The following is a 14,215-nucleotide window of genomic DNA, read 5'->3' on the forward strand; positions in this document are numbered from 1 at the left end:
CGATTTCTACTCACCCTTCTCGGGGTGGCCGCTCTCTGTGGCCTATCGCCACACCATGCCGCCGCCCAGAGCGTCGAGAAACTAAGCATGGATCTCGGGTTGCGAACAGCAGACCACAACACGGATCTGACTTACACCAAAAGCGAAACGACGTCACCTTGGTTTGACACAAATATCAAAACTGCGGCAGCAGCAAGCGGAGGTTTCCAAAAGATCGAAAACGATCAGTTCATCATTGAATTCAACTATTTCGATCCGCTTGCCGGGGCATCAGCAACCGATGAGAAAAAATCGCATTTCACTACTCAATGGCAAACAGCAAGCAAACCGGCTCCCGGCATTGCTGTCTTTCAGGGATCGCGATTCAGCATCAAACTCAAAGACACGTCCAAACGCATCATTTCGTTAAAAATAAAGACCGGTGTAACAAGTAATTATTTTCTTGAAGCATCTGTCACAGCCAATGTAAACCCCGTCAAGTCGCTTACCGACGGAGGTAAAGACGCATCTGTCACCGTCAGCAGCAACGTATATAACTATGTCTCAGGCAGCTCGACCAAGCAATGCAGAGAGATATCGTTAGGATCCGGCACACCGTCGGGGTTTGCCGACGGCATAATTATAGAACTGCCTAAGAGCGGCTGCCGCAGAGTGATGAATACCACTAGTTCTTTAGTCAGCAGTTTTTCTGCATACTATCCCGCGATTGTCATATCGGAGATAGAGGCTGAAGTGGTTAATGTAGCCGACATACCCAAAACCGGCAAGATCTACGGCTATGCAAGCGCAACGCAAGTATGGTCCGATGGAAAATGGATCACTCCAACGCAGTCGACTTACGACGACCAGACTGTAAAATTCCGTCTTGGCAAAGTGATCACCGAATTCACTCGTACAGAAAACACTCCTGCCGGGAAACCTACAGTCACCTACAGTGCTGCATCCAAGACCCTCGGCGCCCACATAGGCGTGGAGGTCCGTTCCTATCCCGACGAATCGGTGATCTATAACGGCAAACCGTCGGCCACATACACCGCAGAATACCGGCTGAACAATCCATTCAAAACCACTCCCACCAGTAACGTCTCTTCAGCATATGTGTCGTCGCGCAACCTTTATGGAGGAACGAATCTCGCCGTCAGCACTGTTGCCAACTGGAAAAATTTTGTGAAGAAATATGACGACGGAACCGTTTTTAGCCTGACATACGTTTCACACATGGCAGCCGCGACAGCCGACAAACCGGAAATAGCCAAGTCAAAAAGCATAGTCAAACTCTCACGAACGGCCGGAATCTCCGACACCACAACCATCATAGTCCCAACCTCGTCGACTATACAAATCCAATATATGGATCCGATGACAAACACAGGAGCCGGCGCTTCCTCTATCGCTTACCCGACTGTAAAAGACGGAACTCTGCCGGCCTTTGTCTTCGACGAGGTGGATCTGACCGTAGCTACCGATGAGCCTACCGGATCGAGAGCGCCCTCGCTGACCGTCAGCGCCGCCACCGATGATCTGGCCAACCTGCAGGGTGACGGATCTTATCTCTTCAAAAAATCCATCAACATCAAGGCTACGCTCGACGACGAGGACTTCCCCGACGCCAAGTTCTACTACATGACCGGCGATGCTCCGGCTGCGTCATTCGACAAGAGCAAGGCCACGGCCGTTGGCGATGACGGCACAATCACCGCCAACGCCACCGGCTATGTGAGCGTATTCGCCGTGGTGACCGTCGGCGACAAGGAAGTGGCAAGCGCGCCCGCCACCGTGGCACTGGAACGCTTCCAGTCGACAGTGATATCGACCTACGCCGATCTGCTCAAACCCGAAAACAACGGCAAGGTCATAACACTCGACATCACCACCCGCACCCGCTATGACGGATATATCCAGGGGCGTAAAGCCACTATAGACGCTCCCTACATGCCCTTTGCGTTCATCTACGACAACGACGGCAATCCCATCAAAGTATCGGCCACCCAGCTCGGCACCACAGCGGCAGAACAAGCACAGTTCAAAGACCTGCTCACCGGACCCGGCACTCCCATAAGCAAAGCGAAGACACTGTTTGTAAGTCCGTCGGCCACGCTCGACGACGACAAGTTCATTGAAGCCAAGTCTATAGTAGGACGACTCAGTTTAGTTGACGGCCATCCGGAGATCATTCTCGTCAACGAGGTGGGCGACGACAAGTTTGACTGGCGCGACTTCTGCGCAACCACCACCAAGACATCGGCCGAGATAGGCATGACTGCAGACCAGAAGACCAAAGCCGACGAGGCATTCAAGCGCGAATACAAATCGACCGAACTGCTTCCGGAACACTGGGGCCGATACGTCACCATAGAGTGGCTCGGCGGTTATGAATCGACCGACTCCACCTGCGTAGACTCAAAAAACAATAAAATCCACATGATGTTTGGAGGTGGTTATCCGGCACCCTATGGTATTACAAGCAACACGACTCAGCAAATAAGCAGAGTGACCTCCTTGACCAAAGGCAGCGCCACCACACGCCACGCCCTGACCGGACTTGTAGACAACCGTCACAACTCCACGGAACTGATGATCACCGTACAGAACCTCTACTATCACCTGGGCAAGCCGGCAGTCATAGCCAAGTGTGGCACCGAAACGCTCACACCACGCGAAACAGTCGAAGCTGATGCCGACCAGACATTTGACTACACCTATCCGACTTCATTGTCGATAAGCGGACTCACACTTGCTCTTGACCGCGACAAAGGACAGCCTTCAGCCGACCAGATAAGCACCATCACGCTGACTTACTTCGACATGAATGACAACGGCAAAAAATGCACACCTTCTGGCGCCAAGGCTGTCAACGGACGATACCTGATCAAGGTAGTAGCATCCATAGCCAAAAACGGCACAAGTGCCCCCTTGCTGCAGCCGGCCATGAAGGATTCATGCATCGTGTCGGCGTACAATACAGTACAGGAACGTATCAGCTATTTCTTCGGCGACAATGCCGGACTTACCGCCGAGGATATTGAGCGGAATCCCTACGTGTGCATGGACATGATCCCTAACATAAACAACAAATATCCCACTGCGCCGGTGATATTCCCGACGATGATGATCTATGATTCGTTTGCCGACGGAACCATATTCCTGGCCAGAGATGTCAGACGCGACATGGACTCTGAAAACAAGGATATAATCCCCGACAGCGGATATCCGCGCTGGTATATCATCAAGTCGGACACCAAACGAAACCCCAGCTATTACACTGTAGATAACAGCAACTGGACAACCAAATACAAGCTTTCAACCGGAATGAGAGCCGGCGACGCAATCCAGAGACTCATAACAAAAGCCATTCTCAACGAAAAGGGCAATATCGTCTACGACAACACCGACTCACAGTTCGCATCTTACTGCCAGATCATAGACGTCAATGACAATAAGAAACCGGCCTTTGTAAACCAATACGACGAACTGGCCACGGCGGTTGAATTTGACAACATCGCCACAGCCACGATAGGCAAGGAGCAGCTCGGCATGATAGTGAGCCTGCCCGATGCTGTCATCACCAAGGATGCCGACGGCGAATATCGCGTAAACACCGCCACAGCCAACGCTCTGGCATGGGACATACTCCGCGCCGCCGACAAGGACACCCACGCAGGCATGGTCGACCAGGCTCAGGAGGGTGACCGATTTGCAGTGAAAGCGCTCGTGCTCAACGACGGCAAGGGCGGATATGCGCTCGAAGTCATCGACTTCAAGGCCGGATATGCCCGCAGCCTTCACGTATGCCGCCATCCGGGACATGACAGCTACTATGCCGACCAGAACTTCGACGGAGTCGACGCAGGCAAGCAGGTGGAGATGCTCGGAGTGGAGCTGACCAAGGACGCCGACGGCAATGTCACCACCGAACTGTCATCTACCGTGAGCCTCGTGTGGACATCGTTCCCGGATCTGGAAGCCGACCACAAGGCACTGATCGTGGAGTCAGACGGCCAGAAGACACTGACATTCAACGTGGCCGGAACTCTGGTGCGCGGCGACGACGGATCGGTGTCAATCGACGTCAACGAAATGACAGCCGTGCCAAGCTATCCTTACTTCGATGACTACAACAACAAATTTGTCTTCAACGACGCGCCCTACAACCATTACAACGATCCGCAGTACAACAACTTCCTGGACTATTTCAAGGTCGACGTGCGCGGCCCGGGCTATCTCACCGCCTACTACCGCTTCGCCACGACCGAAGAGGGTCTCGCTGATGCTCCGGAAATGAAATTTGACGAATCAAGGACAGCCAAGTTCTCCGAAGCCGGATATATCGACGTGTACACATGCAACCCCGGCAAACGCGGACTCTTCCACGATAAGGTGCGCAAGTTCAACAAGATCGCCACAGTAGCTCCGTCGCTCTCCGACATACTCGACGCCGAAGAGTCGAACGAAATAGCCCGCTACCACCTCACCGGATCGCTCCTGATCACCGGTACGGCGCAGTATGAATACCACGAGACGGATGCGCCCGATATCACAAAGATCGGATATATCGCAATGGCCACAGATGCCGACGGACGCCACGTGCGCATACTGTTTCAGGATGCCTACAAATTCATCCCGGAGGTAGGACAGTATATCGCCGACATCGGACTGGCACAGACCACGGCAAGCTTCTTTGACGCCGAACGCACCCATCGCAAATACAACCTACTGGCCACCAGTAACATCAAGCCGTTCAAGCCATTCGAACCGGAGGCCGGCCAGGAGATAGCGATGCCCCGCTCCATAGCCCGCACAGCTATTGACGCTGCCGACAAGAGTCGCCGCGTACGCCTCATCGACATGAAGATCGGCGGCAACGCCACTGACGGATACACGCTCACACCTGCCGACGGCACAGAGCCGATACGCCTCAACAATGTGCTCTACTGGACTCCGGCCGACGGCTTCGATCCCGACGCTGAATATGCGGTCGAGGGCTACGTGATGCCCGCCAAGCCTGCGGCAGCCACAGCCTCGCTGACGGCCAAGGCAGGCACGGAGGAGATGGAGTTCTGGCCGCTCTACGAGGAGAAAAAGCGTCAGACCGACACACCCGAACTGCTCGTCAGCGGATATGAATCGGCCGACGGCGACAGCTACGTGGCCGTAGAGCCTGTCACTCTGACAGCCACCGTGGAGGGACGCGACGCCGACGCTCCGATAGAGTATTCGACCGACGGAGGCGCCACATGGATCACAATGACCGACGGCAAGCTGACCATCGACCATTCGGCAAAAGTTGACGTCAGAGCGCACTTCCCCGGATTCTCGCCCAGCGAAACGGTGAGCGTGGAGATCAAGCGCGAATATTACTCTGCCGAGGCTGTGATCACACCGGATCAGCGCGGAGGCTACACTACCGTGACATTCGCGCCCGGCGAAAACGCGGCGGACGGCACCGACTTTACCGTCTACTACACTCTCGACGGATCGGAACCCGACATGAATGCGGCCAAGTTCACCCCGGGCATGAAGCCTCTGGAGCTGACAGAGGCCACTACGGTCAAGGCGCTGATGATAGAGCAGGGCAAGCGTCCGGCCAAGACCATCGCGTCGCAGGCACTGACAGTGCGCGCCAACGATCTTGACATCACCGCCGACAAGGGCGAAGGATTCACCACCGTGGCCATCGCGCCCAAGAATGCCAAGCATGTCGATCCCAAGGCCGAGATACGCTACACCACCGACGGCACTGAGCCTACAGCCTCATCGCAGCTCTACAAGGGAGAGTTTGAAGTTGAGGCTGCCGACAACGGCATGACCATCAAGGCCATCTGCATAGAGCCGGGCAAGACCGCCGGCAATGTGGCTTCGGCTACGGTGGCTGTGGAGGGTCTGCGTCCGAGCTGCGACGTGACAATCAGCTACACGGAAGCCGACGGTGTCTACACCATCACGCTCACCGCTCCGGCCGGCAAGATCTTCTACGCGCTCAACGACGCCACAGAGTTTAAGCTCTACGATCCGGCCAAGCCGATCACCTACGTCTCCGACACCGACGGCACATGCCGCATCCGCGCCTACGCTCTCGAAGAGGGCAAGAAGGAGGGCCGGATAGCCGAACAATCGTTCGCCGTCACGGGCATTGACGGCGTGGAAGCCGATCAGGAGGCCGGAAGCGTGCGCGTGGAGGGCAACTCGATCATCGTGCCCGAGGGCGCGCAGACCTTCGACATCGCCGGACGCCGTGTGAATCCCCAGGGACTCCCCCGCGGCATCTACATCGTGCGCCTCGCCTCGGGCAAGGCCGTCAAGGCGGTTGTGAAGTAAACCTGTACGACCATCCATACAGTCGTTTTTCAGACTGTTTTTTTTAAGTTAGTATATGCGGCGCGCTCCGATGTGAATCGGGGCGCGTTTGTTTTTTGAGGGGCATTGCTATGAGCTGACTGTCCCTGCGGCTCATCTACGAAGATCCGCTTAGCGGGCGATCAGACAACCCCACCAAGCCGCCCTGCGGGCGTCATGGCGGGGAGAGGGGTCGGGGATAGAGGGCACGGACGCTATGTGGTGGTGGGTGGCCCGGGCTGGCGCGGGCGGCTGATCTCGCATGCTCCGCAGCTCGGCCGAATGGGGGCGCGCTCCTCTCCCCCGGTCTACGCGGCGCGCTCCCCCGCCCCGCTGACGCGTGGCAGGTGGGCGGCGCTCCGCTCCGAACCGGGGATAACATCTGCCCGCACGCTCCGCGGCTCCAAGGACGACATCCCATCCGGCATGAGGGGATGGGGCGGCGACGGCACAGAGAGGAGGCGATCGAGGTGGTCGGAGGCAGAGGCAGCAGCCCATCCGGCAGGAGGAGAGGGGGAAGCGACGGCACAGAGAATCGGAGACAGAGGCGGCAGCCCATCCGGCAGGAGGGAGAGGGGGCGGAATAGCGGGACGAATAGGGCGCAAAAAAAGCAGAGCTATCGGAGTATCGGAGTTTCCTTATACTATAGCTCCGATGCTCTGATAGCTCTGATGTGCCGGGGAGGGGCGGGCGGCTACTTCTCGCGCATATATACGTTGATGGGGGTGCCGGAGAAGTCCCAGTGCTCGCGTATCTTGTTTTCGAGGTAGCGGCGGTAAGGTTCCTTGACCCACTGGGGTAGGTTGCAGAAGAAGATAAATGTGGGTATCTGCGCGCCTTTGAGCATGGTGACATACTTTATCTTCACATATTTGCCCTTGTTGGCAGGGGGCGGATATGCCGCGATGGCCTCAAGCATGACGGTGTTGAGCTGTGAGGTGGGCACCGCCCGGCGGCGGTTGCCGTAGACCTCTACAGCTGTTTCGAGCACCTTGTAGATGCGCTGCTTGGTGAGGGCGGAGGTGAAGAGTATGGGGAAGTCGGTGAATGGCGCGAAACGCTCGCGGATAGTATCCTCGAAGTGGCGTATGGCCTGCGGCGACTTGTCGGTCACGAGGTCCCATTTGTTAACACACACGACGAGTCCCTTGCGGTTGCGCTGTATGAGCGAGAAGATGCTGACGTCCTGTGCCTCTATGCCGCGGGTGGCGTCGATCATGAGTATGCACACGTCGGATGCCTCGATTGAGCGGATTGAGCGGATGACCGAATAGTATTCGATGTCCTCCTGCACCTTGTTTTTCTTGCGGATGCCGGCGGTGTCGACGAGATAGAAGTCGAATCCGAACTTGTTGTAGCGCGTATAGATGCTGTCGCGCGTGGTGCCGGCGATGTCGGTCACTATATGCCGGTCTTCGCCGATAAAGGCGTTGATGATGGAGGATTTTCCGGCGTTGGGTCGTCCGACGATTGCGAACTTGGGTATGTCGTCGAGCTGATCCTCCTCGTCGGCGGGCTTTTCGGGCAGCTTCCTGACCACTTCGTCGAGGAGGTCGCCGGTGCCGAATCCGCTGACGGCCGACACGGGATAGGGGTCGCCCAGTCCGAGTGAATAGAATTCGGCCACGTTGTAGAGCCAGTCGTTGGAGTCGACTTTGTTGGCCACGAGTATCACCGGCTTGCGGCTTTTGCGGAGTATCTCGGCCACGTGGTCGTCGAGATCGGTCACTCCGTTCATGGCGTCGACCACGAATAGTATCTCGTCGGCCTGCTCAATGGCGAGCTCCACCTGCTTGTTGATCTCGCTCTCGAACACGTCGTCGCTGTTGACCACCCATCCTCCGGTGTCGACGATCGAGAATTCCTTGCCGTTCCAGTCGACGCGCCCGTACTGTCGGTCGCGGGTGGTGCCGGCCGTCTCGTCGACGATGGCTGTGCGGCTCTGCGTCAGACGGTTGAAAAGAGTGGATTTACCCACATTGGGGCGTCCCACTATAGCTATCATTTGTCCCATAGATGTGTGTGGGGTGTTTGGTTTTCGTTTACAAAGTTAGCATTTTGGCTCCGCCTCTGCAAATATCGCCGCGCCGCTGACGCCTCACTCGATATAGCCGAACGAGCGGAGCTTGTTCTCGCGGTTGCGCCAGTTGGACTCCACCTTGACAAACAGTTCGAGGTAGACGCGCTTGTCGAAGAATGCCTCGATGTCTTTTCGGGCGTCGGTGCCCACCTTCTTGAGCTTCGCGCCCCCCTTGCCGATAAGTATGCCCTTCTGGGAGTCGCGTTCCACGTAGATGACGGCCATGATGTGGATGGCGCCCTCTTTTTCGTCGAACTTCTCGACGATCACCTCTGTGGAGTAAGGCACCTCCTTGTCGTAGTTGAGCAGTATCTTCTCTCGGATGATCTCTGTGACGAAGAAGCGCGCGGGCTTGTCGGTCAATGCGTCCTTGCCGAAGTAGGGCTGCGACTCGGGGAGCAGAGCCACGATGCGTGCCATGAGGTTGTCGACGTTGAAATGCTCCTTGGCACTGGTTGGGAACACTTCGGCGTTGGGGAGCAATTCCTTCCAGCGGGCCACCTTGGCTTCCAGGTCGGCCTGGCTGGCCACGAGGTCGATCTTGTTGATCACGAGCAGCACCGGCACCTCCTCGCGGGCCACCTTGGCGAGAAAGTCGGCATTTTTTGTCGGATCCTCCACCACGTCGGTGACATAAAGCAGTATGTCGGCGTCGGTCAGCGCTCCCTCGGAGAATCCGAGCATACTCTCCTGAAGCTTGTATTTTGGCGAGAGCACTCCAGGAGTGTCGGAAAAGACTATCTGGTATTCGGGGGTGTTGACAATGCCCATTATGCGGTGGCGGGTGGTCTGGGCCTTTGAGGTGATGATGCTCACGCGCTCGCCTACGAGATCGTTCATCAGTGTCGACTTGCCGACATTGGGGTTGCCGACGATATTGACGAAGCCGGCCCGGTGTTTGTTGTCTGCCATAAAATGCTTGAATTTCGATTACTACCATTTACAACAAAGATAGCACCCCAAAAGATGCTATCTTCGTGTTAAAATCAGCTGTCGGTAGGGGGAATGTGTGTTGAATCAGATATCCCAGACCAGATACATGGCGCCCCATGTGAATCCGGCTCCGAAAGCTGTCAGTATGATCTTGTCGCCCTTCTTCAGACGATCCTTGTACTCGTCGAGACAGAGGGGGATGGATGCCGCCGAAGTGTTGCCGTAGTGCTCGATGTTGACAAGCACCTTTTCGGGAGCGATGCCTGCGCGCGACGAAACGGCCTCGATAATGCGCAGGTTGGCCTGATGTGGCACGAGCCAGTCGACATCGTCCATCGTCAGGTTGTTGCGCTGAGCCACATCCATGCTCGAGGTGAGCATGTCGGTCACGGCGTGCTTGTAGACGTAGCGGCCGTCCTGCTGGAGGAAGTTCTGTCCGGCGTCGACGGTTTCGTGCGTTGTGGGGAGCACCGATCCGCCGGCAGGCATGATCAGGTGGTCGCGACCCTCGCCGTCGACATGGAACACGGCGTCGATCACGCCCGTACGCTCCTCGGTAGGCTCAACGAGCACAGCGGCTGCGCCGTCGCCGAAGAGGGCGCAGGTGCTGCGGTCCTCATAGTTGACCATCGACGACATCTTCTCGGCGGCCACGACTATCACCTTCTTGCGAAGACCCGAGCGGACGTAGGCCGCGGCGTCTTCGAGCGCTACGATAAATCCGGCGCATGCGGCCTGGATGTCGTAGGCGTACAGTTGGAGAGCTTGGCTTCGTGGGCGATCACCGAACCCGTTGAGGGGAAACGGTAGTCGGGGTTGGAGGTGGCGCAGATCAGCAGTTCTACCTCTTCGGGGCTTGTGCCCGTGTCGGCAAGAAGCTTTTCCACGGCCTTTGCGCCCATGTAAGATGATCCGGCGCCCTCCTTCTTGAGGATTCGGCGCTGCTTGATGCCTACACGGGTCGTGATCCACTCGTCGTTGGTGTCGACCATCTTCGAGAGCATCTCATTGTCGAGTATGTCGTCGGGAACGTATGAAGCGATTCCCGAGATGCGAGCGTAAAGCATGTTGAGTATATTTTGAGAGTTTGGGCTTCTAAAAAGAATCTCCCAAATGGCCGACACCGTGGCACGGCTCTTTCAGGAGATGTGATGATTTTCGACCGGGCGGTGCGGCCTTGTGCCGGCCGCCGCCATCAGTCGGCTACGGCTTCGCCTCAGAGCGCAGCCTTGGGCTCGATGGCGAGCTTGCCGCGGTAGTAACCGCATTCGCCGCACACGGTGTGGTACACGTGCCATGCGCCGCAGTTGGGGCAGAGTGCCAGAGTTGGGGCAACGGCCTTGTCGTGGGTTCTACGCTTAGCTGTGCGGGTCTTCGATTGTTTGCGTTTAGGATGTGCCATTTCTTTCTATGTTTATTCTTGTTTTATTCTTTTCTTATCTCGGTTAAAGATGTGTTCGTTTCGGTTGCTGCGCGGGTGGCCGGTCATTCGTCGGCCGTAGCGCCGTCGCCTTCGGAGGAGAGCTTCCGCAACGCGTCCCAGCGCGGATCGGAGGGCTGGTCGGGAAGAGAAGCCGCGGCGTCGATCGAGTCGATCTCCTCGATCAGGCTGTCCTCAAGCTCTGTATCCTCGTCGGAGGCTCCCCGCTCGGTGGCGCGGTGTTTTTTGAGCATCGCGCTCATCTGGCGGTTGCACTTGCCCATCGGGTGGACGTGCTTTATGGGTATCGACAGCACCACCGTGTCGTAGATCATATAGGCGGTGTTGAGGTAGTTGTCGGCCTCGGGAATCACCAGCAGGTCGTCCGACTCGTCGTTGTACTCGTCGCCATATCTGACGCTGATGTGGTAAGCGGTGTCGATCGGCATCTCAAGGTCGTCAAGACAACGGTCGCAGATGAGCGTCACCACGCCCTCGATATTGAAAGTGAGGTCGTAGATGTCGACCTTATGCACCACCGTCAGCTTCACCAGAAGGTCGGCGTTGTGCACATCCTCGCTCTCCATGTTCTTGAAGAACACCTTGTCGAGATGATACTCAAACTCGTGAGTGCCTTCAGGCAGACTCTTGAGCGGCAGCTTGAAATCGGTAAACTTTCCCACGTCAGGATTATTATTGATGCGCGGCTTCCGGCAGGAAAACCGATGCAAAGATAACTATTATCTCGCTAACACCAAATTTTTTTGACAACGGATCACTTGCCGGCCTCGGCCTGAAGCTCGGCGCGCTTGAGATATTTCTCCATCTCGATGCCGTTCTGTGCGCCATACATCGGGTAGTCCTTTATGATCTCGCGGTAGACGGCAGCCTCGGCGCTGTAGTTCTTCTGCTCGCGGAGCACTGTGGCCTTCTTCATCATGAAGTAGGGGGTGTAGAGCGGATTCTCGTCGGAGATCTTTATGGCCTTGTCGTAGCATCCGAGTGCCTCGCCAAGCTTGTCGAGATTCACGTAGCAGTCACCCTGAAGGCTCTTGGCAGCTGCGCCGATCACGCTCTCGGTGGCGTCATACTTATCCAGATACTTAGCAGCCTCTTCGTATTTACCATCCTTATAGAGCAGGATGGCGGCGTTGAGGGCGGCACGGTTGCCGGCGGAGTAGCCATAATTGTCGGCCACCTGACGGTACTGCTCCAGAGCGGTGGAGTCGTTGCCTGTCGACAGCGTGATGTCGGCCTGACCTACGGCATTGTCGGCCGCAGCCATGCCGGGACGGCGTATGGCATAGATCCATATCAGGATCGCACACACTACCACTCCTATGGCCAGAATCACCCACATGATGGTGCGCTGGCTGTTCTGCACTTTCTGTTCGAGGCCGGTCAGCGACTCGTTGATCTCGTCAAGAGCCGTCCGCGTCTCATTGTCATTGTCCTTTGCCATTATTCTGTAATTCTGAATTAGCTTATTGATCCTTGCATTGTGTGCCGCCACAGAGCGCCGCAGCTGCGGCATCGAGCCACGTCGGCACATTTCGAGCCGCAAAGTTAATAATTTTTTCGCCCACATAAAAGCTTTTATGTCGCCTTTTTATTCCCCACGACCAAAAACATGCCCTTCTCAAATAAAATCGCTAACTTTGCAGATGCAAAACAAGATCATACAAAACAACAATCATACATTTATGAACTTCGTAGAAGAACTCAAATGGCGTGGCATGATCCACCAGATGATGCCCGGCACAGAAGAACAGCTGCAGAAGGAGATGACCGTGGCCTACCTCGGCATCGACCCTACAGCCGACAGTCTGCATATCGGACACCTCGTGGGAGTCATGATGCTCAAGCATCTTCAACGCGCCGGCCATAAGCCCATCGCACTCGTAGGAGGAGCCACCGGAATGATTGGCGACCCGTCGATGAAAAGCCAGGAGCGCAAACTTCTCGACGAACAGACGCTCCGCCACAATCAGGAGGCCATCAAGCGGCAGCTCGCCAAATTCCTCGACTTCGACTCGACCGAACCCAACGCGGCCGAACTCGTCAACAACTACGACTGGATGAAACAGTTCTCGTTTCTCGACTTCATCCGCGACGTCGGCAAGCACATCACCGTCAACTACATGATGGCAAAGGACTCGGTCAAGAAGCGTCTTTCGGGCGAAAGCCAGCAGGGAATGTCGTTCACCGAATTCTCCTATCAACTCGTACAGGGCTACGACTTCCTCTGCCTATACCGCGACAAGGGATGCCGCCTGCAGCTCGGCGGATCCGATCAGTGGGGCAACATCACCACCGGCACCGAACTCATACGCCGCACTCTCGGAGGTGAGGCCTTCGCACTCACCTGCCCCCTCATCACCAAAGCTGACGGAGGCAAGTTCGGTAAGACAGAGAGCGGCAACGTGTGGCTCGACCCCCGCTATACATCGCCCTACCAATTCTATCAGTTCTGGCTCAATGTTTCAGACACCGACGCCGAGAAATACATCAAGATCTTCACCACACTCTCGCGTGAAGAGATCGACGAGCTTGTAGCACAGCAGGCCGCAGACCCCTCGCAGCGCCCCCTCCAGAAACGTCTCGCCAAGGAGATAACCACCATGGTACACTCCACCGACGACTACGAGATGGCAGTGGAAGCATCCAAGATACTTTTCTCCAACCATGCAGGCGAAGCACTCCGGCGCCTTGACGAAACCACCCTTCTACAAGTCATGGAAGGTGTGCCGCAGCACGTCATTTCGCTTCAGGCTCTTCAGAGTGCAGACGGCGTCAAACTCGTCGATCTGCTCACCGACGCAGCCCCCGTATTCCCTTCCAAAGGCGAAATGCGTAAAATGACACAGCAGGGAGGCCTCTCGGTCAACAAAGAGAAAGCAACAGATCCCTACGCCACAGTCACAGTAGCCGATCTTCTCAACGGAAAATACCTGCTTGTCCAGCGCGGCAAGAAGAATTATTTCCTTCTGATTGCCCAATAATGCAGAAAAATTCGTAACTTTGCACCGCTTTAGGCTATCACCATTGATAGCTTGAGCCACGGATTGTCTCGTGGTGTAATGGTAGCACAGCAGTTTTTGGTTCTGCTTGTCCAGGTTCGAGTCCTGGCGAGACAACCTCCACAAGCGTCTTCGACTTCACAGCAAGCGAGGACGCTTTCTTTATTTCCCTCCACGCCATAGCACCGCCACAATCCGGCCGAGCTGCGGAGTGTGCGAGATCAGCCTCTCGCGCAAGCCCGGGCACATAGCGTTGTCATCCCAATCCCCCACATCATCTCCACTATTTTCACCCTGTGCTGACGCATTGCGCGGCCACGTGCCCTCCGGGACTCGCCGCGCTATCATACCATCTACTCCATCCGGGGTCTACGACTCGCATGGCAACCGCTCCGCTATCGCGGCGCGTCGCCCATGCTCCTCTACGA

7 protein-coding genes, 1 tRNA gene and 1 pseudogene are annotated in these 14,215 nt (G+C 56.2%); 3 read left to right on the top strand and 6 right to left on the bottom strand.

What is annotated here, in order from left to right; all coding sequences use genetic code 11:
* The first annotated feature begins 24 nt into the window (after window positions 1-24).
* A complete protein-coding gene (locus C5O24_RS05780; RefSeq protein ID WP_205961071.1) occupies window positions 25-6,315 on the top strand; it encodes an FN3 associated domain-containing protein in 6,291 nt (2,096 codons plus the stop codon).
* Window positions 6,316-7,028: 713 nt separating this feature from the next.
* Here C5O24_RS05780 and der read toward each other — a convergent pair.
* The 6 genes and pseudogenes from der to C5O24_RS05810 all read right to left on the bottom strand — a co-directional run bounded on the left by der (window position 7,029) and on the right by C5O24_RS05810 (window position 12,229).
* Window positions 7,029-8,348, bottom strand: coding sequence for a ribosome biogenesis GTPase Der (gene der, locus C5O24_RS05785; protein WP_107036896.1), 1,320 nt, complete (start codon window positions 8,346-8,348; stop codon window positions 7,029-7,031).
* Between the two features lie 84 nt (window positions 8,349-8,432).
* On the bottom strand, window positions 8,433-9,326 hold the full coding sequence (era, locus tag C5O24_RS05790) for a GTPase Era (RefSeq protein ID WP_107036895.1): 894 nt from the start codon (window positions 9,324-9,326) through the stop codon (window positions 8,433-8,435).
* Between the two features lie 105 nt (window positions 9,327-9,431).
* Window positions 9,432-10,414 (bottom strand): annotated as a pseudogene (locus C5O24_RS05795) (beta-ketoacyl-ACP synthase III).
* A 149-nt stretch (window positions 10,415-10,563) separates the two neighbouring features.
* On the bottom strand, window positions 10,564-10,749 hold the full coding sequence (gene rpmF, locus C5O24_RS05800) for a 50S ribosomal protein L32 (protein ID WP_107036893.1): 186 nt from the start codon (window positions 10,747-10,749) through the stop codon (window positions 10,564-10,566).
* 83 nt (window positions 10,750-10,832) lie between these two features.
* Window positions 10,833-11,450: a YceD family protein gene (locus tag C5O24_RS05805; protein ID WP_107036892.1), complete on the bottom strand. Its 618-nt coding sequence runs from the start codon at window positions 11,448-11,450 to the stop codon at window positions 10,833-10,835.
* 92 nt (window positions 11,451-11,542) lie between these two features.
* Window positions 11,543-12,229 carry a tetratricopeptide repeat protein gene (locus C5O24_RS05810; RefSeq protein WP_123549828.1) on the bottom strand — a complete coding sequence of 229 codons (687 nt, stop codon included), beginning with the start codon at window positions 12,227-12,229 and terminating at the stop codon, window positions 11,543-11,545.
* Between the two features lie 241 nt (window positions 12,230-12,470).
* Between C5O24_RS05810 and tyrS the strand changes: the two genes are divergently transcribed.
* A complete protein-coding gene (gene tyrS, locus C5O24_RS05815) occupies window positions 12,471-13,769 on the top strand; it encodes a tyrosine--tRNA ligase (RefSeq protein WP_107036898.1) in 1,299 nt (432 codons plus the stop codon).
* 64 nt (window positions 13,770-13,833) lie between these two features.
* Window positions 13,834-13,904: transfer RNA gene (locus C5O24_RS05820), tRNA-Gln, on the top strand.
* The last annotated feature ends 311 nt before the right edge of the window (window positions 13,905-14,215 follow it).

The organism is Paramuribaculum intestinale, from assembly GCF_003024925.1.
GTDB classification, from domain to species: Bacteria; Bacteroidota; Bacteroidia; order Bacteroidales; family Muribaculaceae; genus Paramuribaculum; species Paramuribaculum intestinale.